The organism is Natronolimnohabitans sp. A-GB9, from assembly GCF_030848565.1.
Lineage (GTDB): Archaea > Halobacteriota > Halobacteria > Halobacteriales > Natrialbaceae > Natronolimnohabitans.
This window is the reverse complement of sequence record NZ_JAVDDV010000007.1, coordinates 141,853-160,067: the sequence shown is the minus strand read 5'-3', so window position 1 is coordinate 160,067 and position 18,215 is coordinate 141,853. Positions and strand designations below refer to the sequence as shown.

Genomic DNA, 18,215 nt, shown 5'->3' with positions numbered 1-18,215 from the left:
GTGACCGTGTCGGGACATCGGTACAGCAGTCCGTCTCAGAGTTTCTTCCAGACGTCCTCATCCCCGTCGAATCCGTCCTCGGGGTCGTCGAACTCGGCGCTGCCCTCCAGATCCAGATCATCGGGCGAGATCGGCACGTCACCGTCTGCGTCGGCGGCCGTCGTAGACTGGTCCGAGAGGTTCATCTCCGGCCAGGCGGTCTCCTCCCAGCGGCCGCGGTCGCTGTAGTAGTAGACGACGCCGTCGGTGACGACGGCGAACAGCCCCCGCTGCTCGTCGTGGACGACGCGCTCGTTCGTGTCGATCGCGACGTCGACGACGTCCTCTAGGGTGTCCAACGAGACGTGGTAGTCGCCGATCCACATTGGGATCGAGCCACGCGAGATCCACTCCGCGTAGCGCCGTTCGTGGACGGCACGGCGGGCGGCTTCCTCGTCGATCGGCGCCCGGCGAGCGACGACCGCCCCGGCGGCCAGCGACAGCGTTCCCACCAGCGAGAGGCCTGCGATCATCGCGAGGCTTCGCGACTCGGTCGTCTCCTCGAGACCCGTTCTGTGTGTGTGCTCGTCCGACACGGAAAGCGACTCCTCGAGCCAGTAGGCGTCGTCGGTCACCCGAAACGGTGTCGACGCCGTCTGTACGTTCCCGGTCGTTCCGGTGTCGTACTCGGTGCGGAACTCGAGGACGAGGTCGACCGAGCCGACACCGGAGAGTTCGGCCTCGAGTTGCTGTTGTCGGTCCCGGTAGGACTCGACGTCGACCGTCGTCTCCGAACTCGCGACACCGTTCTCGAGGGACGTCGATTCGTCGATCAAAGTGTGTGTCTCGTTCCAGAACGTCGCGTCGTTTCGGGTCGCTTCGAACCGAAGCGTCAGTTCGTGGTGGACGTCACCGTCTTCGATTGGCGTCCCGTCGGTCTCGTTTTGCAGCCGAGTCGTCGGCTCGACGGTCAACTCCGGCGAGTCGTTTAGCAGGTAGACCTCACTGTTCTCGAGGCGATCACCCTCGTTCCAGAGCGTCCCGTCCTGGACGACGACGGTGCTCGTGTCGACGTCGCTCGAGACCCGTTCCTCCGCGTACTGTGGGGTCGTCGTCGTCGCGGGATTCGCGACAGCCCACCCCGAAGCGAGAAGCGCCAGTACGCCGACGGCGACCAGTGCGATCGCGATCGTCCGGCCGTGTCTGGCGAGCAACAACTCGAGGCGTGGGCTATCGATCACGACCCGACCACCCCCGGTCGACTTCGGCGAGCCGACGACCCTCCCCCAAATTCCGAGTCGACCCGCCCCCACGGGCCGACCGACTGACACACATGCGTACAGTCACGTTCTGCGACCAATATAACGGTACTGGCCACCGTTCGATGGCGGCTTGCGTGATCCCGATCATTCTCGCCATTTTCTGAGTTTTCGCTCGAGACGCGTCGACAGCGGGACGTGAGTGCCGGCCGAACGCAACCGAAGGTCGTTGCGACCGAAGACGACGAGCACGAGTGCGACGGCAACGCCGACGATGACACCGTTGACAGCGGCGATCGCGAGCAGCGGGTGCACGCCGTGTAGCCAGACGAGCACCGACGGTGGGAGCACCGCGAGATACCGATACTCGCTAACGTGGCGCGTGTACTCCCCGGTTTCTGCCGGCGCTGTCAACGAGACCGTCGCCTCGCTACTCGAGCGGAGTCCGACCGTCTGGGACGCAGGCTCGACGGCGACGTCGTCGCGTTCGGTCTCGTGGATGGTCACGATCGGCAGGTAGCCCGCGTTGTCGACGGTTCGGGTCAGTTCGCCGGTCTCGCCCGGCTCGAGTACCTGCGGGTCGTCGCTTGGCGAATCGGTGCTTACGAGTCCGTACTCGACCGTTCCAGCGGGGACGACCATCGCTGCGGTCGCGAACGTGACGAACACGAGCAAGACCAGCCCCAATGCCGTCCAGAACGCGATCACGTTCTCACGCGAGCGCGAGCGACGGGGTTCCCGCTGGCCGGGTCCGAGACGGTCGAACAACGCCCCGAACCCGAGCAGGGCGACGCCGATCGCGACCAGGACGGCGCCGAGGCTCTCGGAATCGGTGGTCGTCGTGATCCCGGCGACCGACGCGACGGTCCCGTAAGCCGATTCCGTGACGCTCTGGACGCCCATGATCGCCGTCCCGAGGTGTGGGATCGTTACGACCTCGCCGTTTACCTGCAAGGCTGTGGCGACGATCTGGCTGTCAGAGACGTGTGGCTCTCCACCGTCCTGGTCGGTAAAGGGGTTCGCGTCCCCTCGAGTGACGTACCCCTCGTCGGTCTCACCGACCACGCGATGTGTCGTCAACGCCCCGCCGTGGAGGTCTCGGGCCTCGAAGACGACGACGTCGCCTTCCTCGACCGAACCGGACGCGACGTCCGGAATCGCGACGAAGCCGTCGCCGGCTGCCATCGTCGGCTCCATGCTGTCGGTCGCGACGTACCCAAGCAGAATCGGCTGGCCGAGGAGTTGGCCGACCACCAACAGGACGATGACGAGGGCGACGACCAGACCCAGCGCTCGTTTGAGCAGGCTCGCTCCCGTCATCGTCAGTTGTTGGTGACCGTCATCGTTGAAGTACTATTCAGTGGCATGATCTGTTGGGTGCTGTTCCCCATAAAAACCGCGAGAGTTCCAGCCTCTCGAGGACGCCTCGGGCGACCACGGCGCTCGGCCTGATACGGATCGCTGTAACGGTTTCCCGGCGCAACCGCCGCCCGGGTCGCGGTTGCGCCGGCGATGACTTCCAGTAAACCGTACGACCGAAGACGATCACGTCGACACCAGCGCCCAGCGTCGGTTCGCGGCGATGGATAGACACAACAGCCCCATCGCCATCGGCGGGGCGAGCGCTGCCGTCGCCGCCGCCGAGAGCTCGCGGGTCTCGACGGAGACGGGATCGGGCTCCGAGACGGTCACCGAACCGGCCGTGACGCCGCTGACTGCGACGTCGTACGTCCCTGCCTCGTCGAACTGTCGCTCGAAGGCGACCGTCCGCTCGTCGTTCGGCTCGATCGACACCGTTCGCGTCTCGACGACGATGTCGTCGACCGCGAGCTCGAGGGTGCGTTCGACCGTCCGATCGGTCGGGTTCGACACCGTCGCTTCGACCGTCCCGACTCCACCGGCCGTGAGTTCGGTCTCGGTGACGTCGGCCTCGAGGACGTCGACTGGCGGCCCCTCGACGGTCACCGACTCGCTTGCCGCGCCATCGACGCCGACTTCGTACGTCCCGGGCCACTGCATCGACCGCTCGAACGTAACCGTCTCGGTGGTATCGGGCTCCAGGTCGACCGTCTCGGTGTCGACGATGGTTCCGTCGACGACCAACGCCGCCGTCGTCTGTTTCGTCTCCGAGCCGTGATTGCGGTAGGTCGCGTTCACGACCACCGAGTCGCCGACCGCGACTGTCGACTCGCCGACCGCCAGTGACTCGAGGGCGACGACCTTCGGCTCGTCGTCGTCGGAATCGTCCTCGCCGTCGCTCCCGTCCTCGTCTTCGTAGGCGACGTGTACCGAGAACGTCTCCGTTCCCTGCTGGGCGATGCGCGTATCGACCGCGGCGCCGACGGCGATCGTCTCACCCGCCGCCGGCTCGAGCGGGCTCGAGTCGGTAATCTCGGTCGTCGGATCGGCAGTGCTGTAGAACTCGAGGCCGTCGACGTCGTTCTCGAGCCAGACCGCCTCGACAGTGTCGTCGGTGACCGTGATCGCGAACACACCGTCCGTGTGCGTGACTGCACGCTCGTTGAGCGCCTCGAGATCGAGGCGGAGTTCGTCGTCGTGGACCACGGCGTACTGGGAGGTCGGCTCGAGGACGACGTCGTCGCTCGCTGAATCCTCACCCACCGTGATCGCGACTGTCGGGACTGCGAGTCCGAACAGAAAGCAGACTGCCGCAGCAGTAAGCAGGATCTTGGTGGATGGCTGTCGAGCGATCACAAATGGCGTCCTATCTATGCGAGTCGGGTGTCTTTCAGCGATCGGTAAACCGAAATTTCGTAGAGGGATCAGGGACGAATACTCTTTCCCTTCAGTCTGCTGTCTCTTCGGCGACGATCGTTATCTCTGCTGAGTCGTCTATATCAGTGTCACTATTGACCTCAATTTTGGCGTTGAGGTGTGCCTCATCATTGTCTTCGACAGTTGGTGTAGTCCCATCATCGAGATCGTCGAAGTAGAACTCCACATCCGCAACGTTCCCATCGCCATCGTTTACCGTGACCTGTGTCGAGTCATCTAAGTCACCTGTCTCTCCGAATCCGACTTCGATATCTGTACCGTCTGCTGCATTGTTCCGTAGCGTGACGATTCCTTCAACGACGGTGGTTGCATCCCGGTTGAAACCGCTGTCACCGTCAGGTCCGCCGAGATCGAGTTCCAGTGTATCGTCATCACCGCCACCGTCAGTCACGTAGTCATCGTCACCTTCCATCTCGAGGTACGCACTCCCGTCACCCGCAGTCTCGACGGTCACGTCTCGATCGGCTTCCACGCTACTGAACGCGCCCGTCCCCAGTGCAGCGCCACCGCCCGCGACGATCGTACCCAATCCAACTAACACATTGCGTCGGTTCATGCTCATGTTTGTGATCTCCATCTAACCGCGCCGTGACCCTCACCCGTGGGGTCCGGGCCGCGGTTCTTACTCCACCCTTGGAGCGCCACCCACTTCGTATTGAGTGCCAAGATACTCTACAGACCTGATAATACTCGCTACAGGGCAATCCATACCGGCTTCAAGCCCGGCCTGAACTGCCGAAAACGCCGGTTCCTGGAACACACATAGATATCAATACGCATGTATCCGAGTCACACGGTGGATCGAGTCACTGTCACATCCATCACGCTCGCGACGACTGTCACGACCGGCCACGTTGTCATATCCCACCCGGCGTCGCGCTCCATTGTATGTCATTCTTGAACAGTACCGTGATCTTATACGTCCACACACCGTAGTCTTTGTACGGAATATCTCCTATCCCTACATGTCACGGATACTTTCAGTCGTCGCGATCGGGTTAATCGTCCTCGGAGCGGTAGTCATGGCCGGGCCGACCTTCGGATTCGGGACGATCGCCGCCGATCGCGGCGTGAGCGTCGAGACCGCCCCTGACTCGGAGGCCTACCTCGGTCTCGAGGATCGCTCGTCGTCGGCTGCTATCGACTCGCCGACGGAGACTACGGTCGTCTACACGCTGACCGACGGCCTCGGCGGGCTCGAGCAGGACGATATCGACGCCTCCGTCGTTGGCCTCTCTGGCGACGGCGACGCGACGGCGTCGTCGCTCGAGGCGACGGTTCAGCAGGGAAGCGAGACTGGCACGTTCGACGTGGAACTCGCGTGTACCGACGCGGGAACGGTCGACGGTGCCTACCAGGTCGAACTGGAGTTCGTCGCGTCGGCCACGTCCTCGAGCGTCGACGCGACGCGAACGACGGCCGCGTTCGTCCCTGTGACGTGTGGGACGGACGACCCCCTCGAGATTTCGACCGACGAAGACGGCGACGTCACCACTGGCGGCGACGTCACAGTCGACAACAACGTTGCCGTCGATGGGACGATCTCCAGTGGCGGCTCGGTGACCGTCGACAACAATGCGAACGTCGGAGAGATCGTCTCCCAGGGCGATATCACGGTCTCGAACAACCTCGTCAGTGGTGATATCGTCGCTGGCGGGGACGTCACGATCGGGAACAACGCCGAAATCGACGGCGACGTGACAGCCTGTGGATCGGTCGAGATCGGGAACAACGCGGACGTCAGCGGCACGGTTTCGGACGAGCAGACCGACGTCGATGGCGTCCAGTGTTAGCCTTGTCTCGAGACACCGACCGTCGGTGGAGAGTCAGTCGATCGGCTCGTGTTCCCAGCCGACCGGAATTGGCCAGAATACTTATCGATCCCAAATCAGGAACATCCAGTACGGGTTTCAATGGGGACACAGGGTGAGACACGGCCAGGTCGCGGGGAGATTTTCGACCTGCTGAGTAACCATCGGCGTCGGTACGCCATCCACTACTGCAAACGCGAGGACGAACCCGTCGAACTCGGCGACCTCGCCGAACACGTCGCCGCCTGGGAACTCGACAAGGAGATCGAGGAACTAACCTCGAGCGAGCGCAAGCGCGTCTACACTGCGCTCCAGCAGCAACACCTGCCCACGCTCGAGCGTGCGGACATGATCGAGTTCGACGACCGAACCGTCGAGCTCACCGACGAGGCGAGCCAACTCGAGGTCTACCTCGACGTCGTCCCGGAGAACTCGATTCCGTGGGGGCTGTACTACCTCGGCCTCTCGGTGCTCGCGGCGATTGTGATGGCTGGACTGTGGCTCGAGGTCGTGCCGACCGAGACGGTACCCGAACTCGGCTGGGCGACGCTCGTGTTCGCGCTGTTCGCGGTGTCGGCGATCGTGCACGTGGTACAGAGCCGACGGATGCGTCTGGGTGAGATGGAAAAACCACCATAACAGTCGAATCGATAGAACAGATGCGATCGCTCACGTATCTCGGTGCTGGACTGCTACTCGTCGGCGCGCTGCTCGTCGTCGCACCGAGCGGTGCGTTCGACTCGCTCGTTGCCGATCGGGGAGTCGGGGTCCAGACGGCCGACGACGAGGACGCGTATCTCGGACTCGAGTACGACGACGAACTCGACGATCGAACGCTCGAGTTGGACAGTGACGACGCCGACGATGGTGGTGGCTGCTTTTTCGGTCTCTGTGGCGACTACGAATACAACGATCGAGAGCTGCTCACCCTCGAGGACAACACCCCCGACGGCGGGTTGACAATCGACGACGTCTCGATCGAGTCGGACAACGACGACATCACTGGCGGCGACGGACTTCGAGTCGAACACGACGAGGGATTAGGCGTCGCAAAAGGCGACTTCCGCTGTCCAGCGAGTGGGTTCTTCGGATCCGGCGATCAAGAGTCACGGTCGGCGACAGTCTCGATTTCGGTCATCGCCAGCGACGACGAGGTGACGATCGAACTCGAGCGACAACTCGAGATCGAGTGTCTCGAGGATTGATACGGCCAGGTGTTCCACCGGCGGTGAACCCACGGTGTGACGACCGGCGTCGGTGACGGTGTCCTCGAGGCGGTTGTCGACGACGGTGTGGCATCGCGGCCGATTCGTGAGAGTGAACCGGCGTGCGAGTGTCCACTCCCCGTCTGGCGGCCTCGTTCGGTCCCGTCGCGTCGATCGCTGTCAGAGTCAGTTCGTTGGAATCACCATGAAGATATATAATACATCGTGAATGGATTTCAGTAAATGAAGTCGTGGGAGCGTCCCGAAGAACGGGGTGGGGACTCCGAAGACCGTGCAGCTGCGCCGATACTCGGACTGGTGTTGCTCTTTGCGATGGTGATCCTCGGCGCGATGCTGGTTTTCGTCGCTGCCGGACCCCTGTTCGACGCATTACAAAGCGAAAGCGAACGGGAGCGTGCCGTGACGTATATGAGCCAGACCGATCAGTCGCTCGCGACGGCGACGATTTCGGACGATCCGCAACCGCTCGAGGTGCCACCCGACGCCGACCTGTCCGTCGTCGAGGACGGCGAGCTCGAGGTCGCTTGGTACAACGATTCAGAGAATCCATCGGAGACCCGTTCGGGGGATTCCGTGACTCTCGGTGCACTCGAGTACGAACTCGACGACCGGACGATCGCTCATCAAGGTGGTGCGATCTGGGAGCAAACTGACTCTGGAGTCAGAATCGAATCCCCGCCGGAGACAGGGTTTGATTCTGATGGCACTCTCGAACTGGATCTCATGCAGATCACCAGTGGGACCGATGAGAAATCATCCACACAGATACGAAACAATCCCGAGACTGCGATGGAGGCGGCTGAGGATCTCGAGCAAGTAAAGGAAAACCCCACTGGAGATCATCTTGCTCTCAGGATCGAAAGCACGTATGCTGAAGGATGGGCACAGCACTTCAGTGATGAGAAAGCGGACGTCGACGAGTGGGATATCACTGTAGACGGACCGACTGAGCTGGGTGAAGATGCCGTCGTCGTCAAAATAAACGGCTTCGGTGATCCACAGTCGCAGCCATATTTCCTGGTTGAGGACGATAACGGTCTCACTCCGCACAGTGAGGGGGAACCACACACGATCACCGACAACGTCGTCGAAGATGGTACTGATTTCCATATCAATACTACACTGAGGAACGACGGCGACTCCGAAGAGACAGTTACTGCTACTCTTTCGATCCGTGATGAGTCGGGTGATCTGATCGAGGAACGCGAGATAACGTCGAAAGCGGCGATCGAGTCGGGTGAAAAGATACGAACGGATGATCAAAGTGAGTGGGAAGGTGGAAATCACTTTTTCCGAACAGGCAACGGTGGAAACACCATTGGTGTCGAACCTGGAAACGAGTATCAGTACGATGTTAAGACCGACCCTGGAGGGGACACGTTAGATGAACAAGGGACGTTCATCGTCGTCGATGACGAGCCGACGTTTACTATCGATGATATCGAGTTCAACGATCCGGTCAAGCCCGGTGAGCCGTTAACAGCCGATGTCGAGATTACGAACGAAGGATCGGTTACCGACCAGCAATTCGTCGGACTCGAGGGATTCGATGGGGAGGTAGTCGATATCGAGGCAGTCGAACTCGATGATGGCGAAACCGGCACAACCGAACTCCAGTGGGGTGCTGTCGAAGAGCCGGGACTGAACGATCAGGTAACGATCACGACGGAGACGGATAGTAGTACGACAGACGCTGACAACCTAATCGAGTATATCGAACTAGTCGATCTCGATGTCGAGGAGCCGATTAAACAGGGGCAGACTGTGGATATCGAAGCCGATGTCCTCAGAGCCAGTGGCGATTCGGACGACTACGTTGCTCGATTAGTGGATTCGGACGGCGACGAGATCCAGACCATCGAGTATGGCAATAATGACTGGAGGGGTGGAACGGTAGATTTCGAGTACGAGACTGACGACGATGAGATCACTCACCGGGTTACGGCCGAGGTCTACGACGAGGCAAACGATGTCGTAGACGACGAGATGGAAACCGTCGTTGTACTCGAGCGCGACGGTCCTGTCTGCAGTGAGATCAACTACGAGGGAAGTGGTACGAGTGACGATCCGTACCAAGTGAGTACCGTCGACGAACTCCAGTGTATCGACGATCACGACCTCGAGGCCCACTACGAATTGGTCGATAATATCGACGCCCACGGAACGGAGTTCTGGAGCGACGGTGCTGGATTCGAACCGATCGGCCAGGACGGTAACGAATACGCTAACAGCGACGTAGACGATGGGACTTCCAGTGGCTCGTTCAAGGGAACGTTCGACGGTAACGGCCATCTGATTGATGGATTGTATATCGACCGGCCGGACGAGCGGTTCGTTGGACTGTTCGGTGCAACTGGCCACACGACGAACGTCGATCCGATCGGCTCCGGTTCGACGATTGAGAACGTCAGGCTGGCGGACGTAGATGTCCACGGACGACAACACGTCGGAGCACTCGTCGGACAGGCCGGCGGGGAAGTGATCCAGTCACGGAGTGAAGGCAGAGTGGAGGCCGAAGAGCAACTCGTCGGTGGGCTAATCGGTGACGGCGTCCACGCCAGTCTCGACAACGAACTCGTCGCGGAAGGGACCGTCATCGGTGGGCCGAACAGAGACGGTATGAACGGTGAAGGAATCGGTGGCTTGGTCGGTCGGTCGACGTTCCAGACCGAAGTGTCCGTCGGCTACACACAGAACATGACGGTAATCGCCGACGGGGAGAAGTATAACGGGTACGGGTTCAGCAGCCCACCGGATCGGAGTCACGCAGGTGGACTCATTGGGACGTCGTCCTATCGGGACTCCACGTTCGAACAGATGTATACGATCACCAGCGCGGAGGGATTCGACGACGCGACCGGTGCGGTCGTTGGAACGGTCCTGGGTAGTTGGCGTGAGAGTACCCAAGGCGATACGTTCGCTGAGAGCGTCTACTGGCGAAACACCGAAGAGCCTTACGGCGTCAACGACGTCGACTGGGGTGCGCCGGACCCCACACTCGACTGGAACGGACGGAGTAAAGACGAGATGACCGGTATCGACGTGAACCAGGATGGACGGATGGGGAACCTCAAATTCGAAGAAGAGGGTGGCCCCTGGATTGCGATTCCCGACGACTATCCACGGTTCACCTGGGAACTCGAGGCGGAGGGTATCTTCGAGGTCGAGATCGACGACGTCGAGGAGAACGTGACTGCTGGTGAGGACGCGACAGTCTCTGCGACGATCACCAGCCGATACCAGGACAGAATAGAGTCGACCGAGACACAGCAGATTACGCTTACGGCCGACAATCGAACTGTCGATACAAAGGAAGTAACGCTCGAGAGTCTCCTGGAGGAAGACGATGACGAGCAGATCACACTCGAGTGGGATACCAGCATCGACGACGCTGGGACCAGTGAACTTACGGTTCAAAGTCAGGATAGAGAGGATTCAGCGGAGATCGAGATCGAGGAAGCCAATCTAGAGAGTCGATTTGGAGAGGCAGGTAGTGACGGCGAGATTTCGACCGAAACAGCGATCGATATCGCAATCGACGCTGTTAGCGCCGGCTGACCCGGACTAGTATGCTCGTCGGGAGATCGTGGTTTCGTCGGGACATCGGTACAGTAATCAGTATATGGCGAACGCGACCGTTGCTGATCTACAGCGCGTCCACTGCCGATTATCGATAGCGATCCAACCCGAACCCCTTTTCACTGCTGACCACAGACTTCGATTCATGTCGACCGAATCGATTAGCGACCGACGCGAGCACATTCGCTCGATCAGCGTGACGGCGCTGGCTGCGTTGCTCGGCGTCGCCGCGGCGCTGGCCTCGATGGCGATGGTTGGCGACGTCGAGTCGCTCGAGGCGGCGAGCGAGGCGGCGTCGGACACCCGGGCGCTGTTGCTCGTGTTGGGGGCGATCCTTGGTCAGTTCGTCCTGTACGACTTCACGAGCATCTACGATGACGACGAGTTCGGGGCGAAACACTACCTGTTCATCGTCTTCATGACGTTCGCGCTGTGGTTCGTGACGTGGGGAATCCTGCTCACCGTGGAGGCGACCGCGTAACCATGGCCGACGACAGTATCGCCGTCGTAGACCTCGATCGGTGCCAACCTGACCGGTGTAGCTACGAGTGCAAGAACTACTGTCCACCAAACCGGACGGGCAAGGAGTGTATCACCCTTCGTGGCGAGGAGACCGACGAGGGCCAGCCCGAGCAGGTACAGATCTCCGAAGAGATCTGTCTCGGCGAGAGCTGTGGGATCTGCGTCGAGAAGTGTCCCTTCGACGCGATCGAGATCATCAACCTGCCCGAGGAACTACAGGACGATCCCGCCCACCGCTACGGCGAGAACGCCTTCTCGCTGTACGGACTCCCCGCACCGCAGGAAGGGAACGTAACGGGGATCCTCGGGCCCAACGGGATCGGGAAAACGACCGCCGTCCGCATCCTCGCCGGCGAACTCGAGCCGAATCTCGGCCGCCACGACGAGGACGTCGACTGGGACGAGGTCCTCGAAGCCTACCGTGGGACGGAACTGCAAGATTACATCGCCGACGTTCGCGACGGCGAGGTCACCGTGGCCCGCAAGCCACAGTACGTCGACCAGATCCCGAACACGTTCGACGGCAACACCCGCGAACTGCTCGAGCGAACGGACGAACGCGACGTCCTCGACGAACTGGCCGAACGGCTCTCGATCGAGCCGGTCATGGACCAGTCGATCGACGACCTCTCCGGCGGTGAGCTCCAGCGGGTCGCCATCGCGGCGACGCTGGCTCGAGACACCGACTTCTATTTCTTAGACGAGGTGACGCCGTATCTCGACATCGGGCAACGCGTTACCGCGGCACGGCTGATCCGTGAACTCGCCGAGGAGGAGGACAAGTCGATGCTGGTCGTCGAACACGACCTCGCGATCCTCGATCTGCTCGCCGACACGCTCCACGTCGCCTACGGTGAGCCCGGTGCCTACGGTGTCATCACGGCACCGAAATCGGTCCGCAACGGGATCAACGAGTATCTCTCGGGCTACCTCGAAAACGAGAACATGCGGATCCGTCCGGATCCCATCCAGTTCGAGGAACACGCACCCCGTGTGGGGTCCCACGGCGACACGCTCGTGGAGTACCCGGATCTCACAAAGAGTTACGGCGACGGCGAGTTCACCCTTGAGGTCGATGGCGGCGAAATCCGAGAGAACGAAGTCCTCGGCGTCGTCGGTCCCAACGGGATCGGGAAATCGACGTTTGCGAAGCTACTGACCGGAAACCTCGAGCCCGACGAGGGCGACGCGGACCTCGATCTCGACATCTCCTACAAACCCCAGTACGTCACGATCGACCAGCACATGCGGGTCGACGCCTTCCTCTCTTCGATCACCGATCAGTTCGGCTCTTCGTACTGGAACACCGAGATCGCCCAGCCGCTCCAGCTCGAGCGGATCATGGAACAGAACCTCTCGGATCTCTCCGGCGGTGAGCGCCAGCGAGTCGCCATCGCGGCCTGTCTTTCCGACTCCGCGGATCTGTACCTGCTCGACGAGCCATCGGCTCACCTCGACGTCGAACAGCGCGTCCAGGCTACGAGCGCTATCCGGCGCTACGCCGAACAGCAGGACGCGACGGTGATGGTCATCGACCACGACATCTACATGATCGACCTGCTGGCCGACCGACTGATGGTCTTCGACGGCGAACCCGCCGTCCACGGCCGCGCCGGGAACCCACAGACGATGCGGGAGGGGATGAACGACTTCCTGGCAAACCTCGAGGTCACGTTCCGTCGGGACGAACGAACCTCTCGGCCACGTATCAACAAGCCCGACTCGCAACTCGACAAACAGCAGAAATCCGAAGGCGAGTACTACTACGCGCCCTGACCGGACGTCCACCCGAAATCTCAGTTCTTTGGTAACTTCTTTAGGGATCCACACGGAACCGTCGACCGAATGGTGTGTGGGAAGTCGGATGCTGTGTGGTCGACAGCGACTGATCCGTTAGCCGACCACGGAAGCTCACGGCGAATCCGTCGGTCCGTCATCGGCACCGTGAGTCGTCTCGAGTCGCGTCCGTCCTCGACCGGCCAGTTCGGGCTCGTTTTGAGTCGAAATCGAGGATGACAGGGAGCGATCGATCGGGCGCCGACGAGACGCCCCACGTGTTACTTCTAGAGGACGACGACTCACTGCGTCGGTTGCTCCGGCAGAAACTCGAGGCGAGTGGCTACGAGACGACGGCACTGGCCGACGGCCGGGAGTGTTGGGCTTACCTATCTACCGAAGAACCGCCGGATCTCGTTCTCCTGGACGTCATGGTGCCCGGACTGGACGGGTTTCGGTTGCTGGGCCGTATTCGAAACGACGATCGCCTCGAGGACGTACCGGTCGTCGTCGTGTCGGCCCGCGCTCGTGAAGAAGACGTCCTCGAGGGCTACGATCTCGGGGCCGACGACTACGTGACGAAACCGTTCAGTCCGTCCGCACTCGTCGCCCGCATCCGTCAGTTGTTGTCGTAGCCGTGTGGCCGTACACCTCGAGTATCGGACTGTCGTGTCACGCCGGAGCGGCGCGAATCACGGCGAACAGGCCGTCGCCGTGGCCCGTTCGGACGTCCGGCTTGCCGGCTCCGGTGTTCGACGCCTCGAGTTCGCTTGGGTCGTCGAACACCGTCTGGAGCCGTCGCTCGACGACGAAGCCGGCGTCCTCGAGGGCCGTACACGCTTCTGTGGCGGACAGAAACGACGCATCGGCATAGAAGATCGTCTCGTCTTTGTGTTCCTGGTAGACCTGTCCGACCGGACTCGATCGATCGAGGACGGCGACGACGAGTGTTCCATCTGTGGACAGAACACGCCGCGTTTCGGCAAGCGTCGCCTCGAGATCGGTGACGAACGAGAGAACCGTGACGAACACGGCGAGATCGATCGTTTCGTCGGCGAGAGGAAGAGACTCGGCAACCCCGCGGATCGGCTCGACGCCCCGTTTGCGTGCTCGCTCGAGAGGCGATCGAGCGGGGTCGACGCCGAGCGAAACGTCGAGCGACGCGGCGAAGCGGCCGGTACCGACGCCGATCTCGACGGCGCGTCCGGGATCGTCGGGGAGGGCTCGCTCCAGGGCGGCCAGCTCGGCCCGGTAGGCACCTTCGTTCGCGTCGTACCAGGCGTCGTACTCGTCGATATGCGTCTCGAACGGGTCGGTCACTGCCATTACTGGACCTACGGGCGACGGACGGAAAACTCTCGGTGGGACAGCGAGTTACAGCCGCTCGTCGGCGCGTTCACTTAATCATCCGTTGACAGCTTCCACAGAGGTTCTCCTCTTTGATGTCGACTTCTCGAACGGTCGGCGAGAAGTTCATGACACAGCGGTTGTTGTCGCAGTGTTCGAGGCCATAGGTGTGGCCGATCTCGTGGACGATCTCCTTGCGAACCCGGTCTTCGAAGATGTCCTCGGCGCTTTGGTTCGAGAACCCGCCGTCGCTCGAGGTCTGCAGGCGGTACGTCGAGACGACGCTGCCGCTGCCGTCGAGGTACGCCAGTCCGAAGACGTAGTTTCGCCGCCGATAGAAGAGGTCGTGTGGCGTGATCGCGATGTTCTTCTCCCCCCGGCCGACCCGCTCGGCCAGTTGGATGAAGGTTTCGGCGGTGTACTGGTTCCGGTCGGCGTCGTAGGCGCCGTTGGGAACGGACTGGGCGTCGTTGATCGTAACGTCGCAGTCGTAGACCGATCGCAACGCAGCCGAGGCCGCCCGCTTGACGTTAGCGGAGACGTTGCCGACCGGCACGATATCGACGAGCATAGCAAGGGCTATGGCCGCGGATGTCATAAACGTCCCGCCGTGTCCCACTCTCACCGGAACGAACGGGAATTACTCGCGGTTCTCGCCGACTACGATCGGGTCGTCGAGATCGGAATCGGCCGCCGAACCGACGTCGCGGCGACGCTCGTCGACCGTGGTGTGACCGTTACCGCGACCGACGTCTACGACCGCGCGGTACCCGACGGCGTCCGATTCGTCCGCGACGACGTCGTCGACCCAGAGTCGGCGATCTACGCCGATGCCGACGCGATCTACGCCCTGAACCTCCCGCCCGAACTCCACCGGCCCGCACTCGAGGTCGCTTGCGGGGCCGACGCCGCCTTCCTGTTTACGACACTGGGTGGCGATCAGCCTACGGTACCGGTCGAGCGTCGAACCCTCGAGCGGGAGACGCTGTACGTCGCTCGAACGGCCGCTCAGTAACGCTCCAGGATCGATCTCGGCCAGGACTCGAGTCCGCGTCGAAATACGTTCCCAGTCGAAGGAGTTACCACCGTGTACGATAGTTCAGCGATCGATGGTCGTCGACTCCGTCCCGTTCGCGGTCGCGGTCGTGCTCGGCCTCCTGGCCGTCGTGGTTGGCGTCGCCGTCGTCGACTCGCTGGCCCGTGTGTTCTATCGCCTCGCGATGGCCCCCGGTGTCGTCGTCCACGAGTTCGCCCACCGGCAGGCCTGCCGGTTCGTCGGCGTTCCCGTCACCGAGGTCGTCTATTTCAGGTTCGGTGATCCACCCGGCTACGTTCGCCACGCCCAGCCGGGTCGGTACCGGGAGTCGTTCGTCATCAGCGTCGCGCCGTTTTTCGTCAACACCGTCGTCTCGCTCGCCGCCTTCCTCGGGTTTGGCGTGCTCGCGTGGTCGATCGGTGTCGCGGACGCGATCGTCGTCGGGAACGTCGGCGAAACCGTGAGCGGATTGTGGGCGGTCACGAATGCCGCGTCGCTCGAGACGCTGGCGCTGCTGGTCGTCCTGGGCTGGCTCGGCCTCGTCGTCGGTCTGCAGGCGTTTCCCAGCACTGGTGACGCGAACGCGCTCTGGACTCGCTCGCGGGCGGAGTGGCGTCGGTCGCCGGTCGTGTTGCTCGGGGTGCCCGTCGTCGCCGTGATCTACGCTGTGAACCTGCTCTCGTGGTTGTGGGCGGACGTACTCTATGCGCTCGGACTCGCGATTCTCGCGTTCTACGCGGTCGGGACGCTGGGAATGTGACTCCGGCTCGTATCGGTAAAATCAGATGATGACCATCGATTTCACCCAGCAGTACAGGCGTGGACCGCCATTAGTGTCGCCGATTACGGCAGCCAGTCTGACCCGTCCGGGAGCTGATCGGCGGCTCCCGGTCCGTCGTCCGGCACCTGGGAGTCCGGATCGACGTCGCTTGGCTCGTCGGGACCGGACTGGTCCGTTTTCTCCCCGGTGACGAGGAAGTCGGCGACGTTGCCGATGAGGACATTGTTGTCGGCACGGTAGGCGTTTTCGGGCTCCAGGAAGCTCGAGTCGCCGATGACGGCCAGATCTCCATCGTGTGCGGCCACCGAGTAGGCGTCGGCCTCGCGGGTTGTCGACAGTCGCGTCTCAGCGGCGGTCGTCATTGCGCGTTCGCCCTTGGTGGTCTCGACCACCGCGGCGCTTCGAAGGACGACGGTCTCGACGTCAGCCGTCAGCGGCGACCGATCTTCCGGCTCGGCGTAGATGCTCAGGTAGTTGTTGTCGTTCTCGACGAGGTTGTAGAGATAGCCCGGTTCGGCGTGGATTCCGGCAGTCGAGCCGAGTTCCGTGACACTCGCGGAACTGCCCGGGTCGGCGGTGATCAGGACGCGGCCGCCGGCGTCGGCGAACTCCTCGAGCGCGTCTTGCTCGGCGTTGGTTAGCTGGTCCGGTGCGGTCGTTACGAACGCGTCTGCGTCGGCGAGACTCTGCTGTAGCGGTCCGTCCTCGAACTCGTCGGCGTAGAACTCGACGGCGTGGCCGTTTTCGACGAGGGTCGTGGTGAGCGGACCGACGCTTCGCTCCGGACCGCCGACGGACCCGGTAGAGAGCTCCCGGTCGGCGCCGTCGGCCAACAGCGACTGCATCGGATCGACCGCCATCGCGTCGCCGGTGTGGATCACGACGTCGTTTGCGGGCTCGGAACTGTCCATCGCGATCTCGCCGCCGTCTGGTGTCGTGTCGGGGAGTGCGTGTTCCGGCTGGAAGTGCTCTCTCTCGACTGTCGGCTGCTCGGTGCCGTCGTCGACCACCACCGTCCCGACCGAGACGAGTCCGACGGTCAGAACGAACGCAACGACGAACGTCGCGGCCAGCAGTCTGCCGTGTCCACTCATTGGCCCTCACCTCCGTCGGCTGCCGGCTGTGCGTTCGGCCAGTCGCTCGAGTCGCCGACGGCGTCGTGCCACACTTCCGGCGCGATCAGCTGTGGTTGGTATGGATTCACGTTGGCGCTTGTGTTCGAACCGTGTTCGTCAAGCCCGAACCCGAGCCCGCTGCTCGTGGTGGCGTTGTACGTGACCACATCGTAGGAGTCCAGTCCGGCGTCAGTGGCGACGTCGTGGATCGCGTCGTCGACCGTTCCGATCCCGTCTGCCATCCCGTTGTCGACAGCCTCCGTTCCGTAGTACGTCCGTGCGTGGGCGACCTCCTCACGGGTGAGTTCGAGCCTGTCGCCGCGCTGTTCGAACACGCTCTCGACGAACGTCTGCTGGATGAGTTGGGCGTTTGCTCGCTGGTCGTCTGGGTGTGGACCGCCTTTGTCCGGTGCGGAGTCGCCTTCGTCCGGCCCCGACGGCATCGGCTCCCCGCCAGCGACGCCGACGCTGCCCACTGCCGACGACGAGGTAACGTAGATCTCGTCGGCCGGCAAGACGGTGTAGTAGCCACCGGAGGCACCCATACTATCGACGGCGGCGATCACTGGCATCTCCGCCGTCGTCCGTTCGACCGCCGTATACATCCGCTCGCTCGAGGCGGGCCGACCGCCCGGGCTGTCGACGTCGAGGACGACGCCATCGATCGACTCGTTCTGTCGCACCTCGCGGAGCTGTTCCTCGAACTCCTGGGCGCTGTCCGAATCGATGCCGCCGTCGACCTCGACGACGGCGATCGTTCCGTCGGAATCGTCCGCGTACGCGTAGACCTGTGGTGCCGCGAGTGCACCCGCCGCGATGGCGACGAGCGCGACGGCGGCGACCTGCTGTCGCCGCGTAAGTCGTTTCCATAGTCGAACAGTCATGTGTCGGTGACGTTCTCAACAAGGATATGTGTTTCCAGCAGAGTGTTTTCTGATCGTGAAATAACGAATTTGAATTTATATGTGCGTCGCGACGATCGGGGGAC

Annotated in this window: 17 protein-coding genes; 9 read left to right on the top strand and 8 right to left on the bottom strand. The window is 62.1% G+C overall.

Features of this window, described 5'->3' with window-relative positions; translation table 11 throughout:
• Nucleotides 1–35: 35 nt before the first annotated feature.
• The 4 genes from RBH26_RS11630 to RBH26_RS11615 all read right to left on the bottom strand — a co-directional run bounded on the left by RBH26_RS11630 (nt 36) and on the right by RBH26_RS11615 (nt 4,611).
• Nucleotides 36–1,220, bottom strand: coding sequence for a DUF5305 domain-containing protein (locus RBH26_RS11630; protein ID WP_306758457.1), 1,185 nt, complete (start codon nt 1,218–1,220; stop codon nt 36–38).
• A 165-nt stretch (nt 1,221–1,385) separates the two neighbouring features.
• Entirely contained in the window at nt 1,386–2,558 is a 1,173-nt protein-coding gene (locus tag RBH26_RS11625) for a signal peptidase I (RefSeq protein WP_306758456.1), read from the bottom strand.
• 225 nt (nt 2,559–2,783) lie between these two features.
• Entirely contained in the window at nt 2,784–3,953 is a 1,170-nt protein-coding gene (locus RBH26_RS11620; protein WP_306758455.1) for a CARDB domain-containing protein, read from the bottom strand.
• 91 nt (nt 3,954–4,044) lie between these two features.
• Nucleotides 4,045–4,611 (bottom strand): hypothetical protein, encoded by a 567-nt coding sequence (locus RBH26_RS11615; RefSeq protein ID WP_306758454.1) that lies wholly within the window; start codon nt 4,609–4,611, stop codon nt 4,045–4,047.
• Nucleotides 4,612–5,056: 445 nt separating this feature from the next.
• Between RBH26_RS11615 and RBH26_RS11610 the strand changes: the two genes are divergently transcribed.
• From RBH26_RS11610 to RBH26_RS11580, 7 genes are all read left to right on the top strand, one after another.
• Complete coding sequence (locus RBH26_RS11610) at nt 5,057–5,827, top strand: polymer-forming cytoskeletal protein (RefSeq protein ID WP_306758453.1); 771 nt, start codon at nt 5,057–5,059, stop codon at nt 5,825–5,827.
• A 120-nt stretch (nt 5,828–5,947) separates the two neighbouring features.
• The gene (locus tag RBH26_RS11605; protein WP_306758451.1) at nt 5,948–6,484 is read left to right on the top strand and encodes a hypothetical protein; all 537 of its coding nucleotides are present in this window, start codon (nt 5,948–5,950) and stop codon (nt 6,482–6,484) included.
• A gap of 20 nt (nt 6,485–6,504) precedes the next feature.
• Nucleotides 6,505–7,050, top strand: coding sequence for a hypothetical protein (locus RBH26_RS11600; protein WP_306758450.1), 546 nt, complete (start codon nt 6,505–6,507; stop codon nt 7,048–7,050).
• A 243-nt stretch (nt 7,051–7,293) separates the two neighbouring features.
• Nucleotides 7,294–10,629, top strand: coding sequence for a hypothetical protein (locus RBH26_RS11595; RefSeq protein ID WP_306758449.1), 3,336 nt, complete (start codon nt 7,294–7,296; stop codon nt 10,627–10,629).
• A gap of 166 nt (nt 10,630–10,795) precedes the next feature.
• Entirely contained in the window at nt 10,796–11,131 is a 336-nt protein-coding gene (locus RBH26_RS11590) for a hypothetical protein (RefSeq protein ID WP_306758448.1), read from the top strand.
• A 2-nt stretch (nt 11,132–11,133) separates the two neighbouring features.
• A complete protein-coding gene (locus tag RBH26_RS11585) occupies nt 11,134–12,948 on the top strand; it encodes a ribosome biogenesis/translation initiation ATPase RLI (protein ID WP_306758447.1) in 1,815 nt (604 codons plus the stop codon).
• A gap of 236 nt (nt 12,949–13,184) precedes the next feature.
• Complete coding sequence (locus RBH26_RS11580; RefSeq protein WP_306758446.1) at nt 13,185–13,583, top strand: response regulator; 399 nt, start codon at nt 13,185–13,187, stop codon at nt 13,581–13,583.
• A 37-nt stretch (nt 13,584–13,620) separates the two neighbouring features.
• Here the strand turns inward: RBH26_RS11580 and RBH26_RS11575 are convergent, their stop codons facing one another.
• A complete protein-coding gene (locus RBH26_RS11575) occupies nt 13,621–14,274 on the bottom strand; it encodes a class I SAM-dependent methyltransferase (protein WP_306758445.1) in 654 nt (217 codons plus the stop codon).
• A 70-nt stretch (nt 14,275–14,344) separates the two neighbouring features.
• Complete coding sequence (locus tag RBH26_RS11570) at nt 14,345–14,866, bottom strand: archaemetzincin family Zn-dependent metalloprotease (protein WP_306758444.1); 522 nt, start codon at nt 14,864–14,866, stop codon at nt 14,345–14,347.
• Nucleotides 14,867–14,905: 39 nt separating this feature from the next.
• Between RBH26_RS11570 and RBH26_RS11565 the strand changes: the two genes are divergently transcribed.
• Both RBH26_RS11565 and RBH26_RS11560 read left to right on the top strand, forming a co-directional pair.
• Nucleotides 14,906–15,310: a UPF0146 family protein gene (locus RBH26_RS11565; protein ID WP_306758443.1), complete on the top strand. Its 405-nt coding sequence runs from the start codon at nt 14,906–14,908 to the stop codon at nt 15,308–15,310.
• 94 nt (nt 15,311–15,404) lie between these two features.
• Nucleotides 15,405–16,091, top strand: coding sequence for a metalloprotease family protein (locus RBH26_RS11560; protein WP_306758442.1), 687 nt, complete (start codon nt 15,405–15,407; stop codon nt 16,089–16,091).
• Nucleotides 16,092–16,174: 83 nt separating this feature from the next.
• On the opposite strand, the gene RBH26_RS11555 is transcribed toward RBH26_RS11560, so the two are convergent.
• Together RBH26_RS11555 and RBH26_RS11550 are read right to left on the bottom strand one after the other, a co-directional pair.
• Nucleotides 16,175–17,206 carry a DUF4350 domain-containing protein gene (locus RBH26_RS11555; protein ID WP_306758441.1) on the bottom strand — a complete coding sequence of 344 codons (1,032 nt, stop codon included), beginning with the start codon at nt 17,204–17,206 and terminating at the stop codon, nt 16,175–16,177.
• Entirely contained in the window at nt 17,203–18,111 is a 909-nt protein-coding gene (locus RBH26_RS11550; protein WP_306758440.1) for a S49 family peptidase, read from the bottom strand. The genes RBH26_RS11555 and RBH26_RS11550 overlap by 4 nt, the downstream gene beginning before the upstream one ends.
• Nucleotides 18,112–18,215: the final 104 nt, after the last annotated feature.

Bases quoted from the DNA above. Each gene is read 5' to 3' on its own strand.
- RBH26_RS11550 (WP_306758440.1), bottom strand. From the start codon at position 18,111: ATGACTGTTCGACTATGGAAACGACTTACGCGGCGACAGCAGGTCGCC.
- RBH26_RS11605 (WP_306758451.1), top strand. From the start codon at position 5,948: ATGGGGACACAGGGTGAGACACGGCCAGGTCGCGGGGAGATTTTCGAC.
- RBH26_RS11575 (WP_306758445.1), bottom strand. From the start codon at position 14,274: ATGGCAGTGACCGACCCGTTCGAGACGCATATCGACGAGTACGACGCC.
- RBH26_RS11560 (WP_306758442.1), top strand. From the start codon at position 15,405: ATGGTCGTCGACTCCGTCCCGTTCGCGGTCGCGGTCGTGCTCGGCCTC.
- RBH26_RS11625 (WP_306758456.1), bottom strand. From the start codon at position 2,558: ATGACGGGAGCGAGCCTGCTCAAACGAGCGCTGGGTCTGGTCGTCGCC.
- RBH26_RS11615 (WP_306758454.1), bottom strand. From the start codon at position 4,611: ATGGAGATCACAAACATGAGCATGAACCGACGCAATGTGTTAGTTGGA.
- RBH26_RS11600 (WP_306758450.1), top strand. From the start codon at position 6,505: ATGCGATCGCTCACGTATCTCGGTGCTGGACTGCTACTCGTCGGCGCG.
- RBH26_RS11590 (WP_306758448.1), top strand. From the start codon at position 10,796: ATGTCGACCGAATCGATTAGCGACCGACGCGAGCACATTCGCTCGATC.
- RBH26_RS11570 (WP_306758444.1), bottom strand. From the start codon at position 14,866: ATGCTCGTCGATATCGTGCCGGTCGGCAACGTCTCCGCTAACGTCAAG.
- RBH26_RS11595 (WP_306758449.1), top strand. From the start codon at position 7,294: ATGAAGTCGTGGGAGCGTCCCGAAGAACGGGGTGGGGACTCCGAAGAC.
- RBH26_RS11610 (WP_306758453.1), top strand. From the start codon at position 5,057: ATGGCCGGGCCGACCTTCGGATTCGGGACGATCGCCGCCGATCGCGGC.
- RBH26_RS11585 (WP_306758447.1), top strand. From the start codon at position 11,134: ATGGCCGACGACAGTATCGCCGTCGTAGACCTCGATCGGTGCCAACCT.
- RBH26_RS11555 (WP_306758441.1), bottom strand. From the start codon at position 17,206: ATGAGTGGACACGGCAGACTGCTGGCCGCGACGTTCGTCGTTGCGTTC.
- RBH26_RS11580 (WP_306758446.1), top strand. From the start codon at position 13,185: ATGACAGGGAGCGATCGATCGGGCGCCGACGAGACGCCCCACGTGTTA.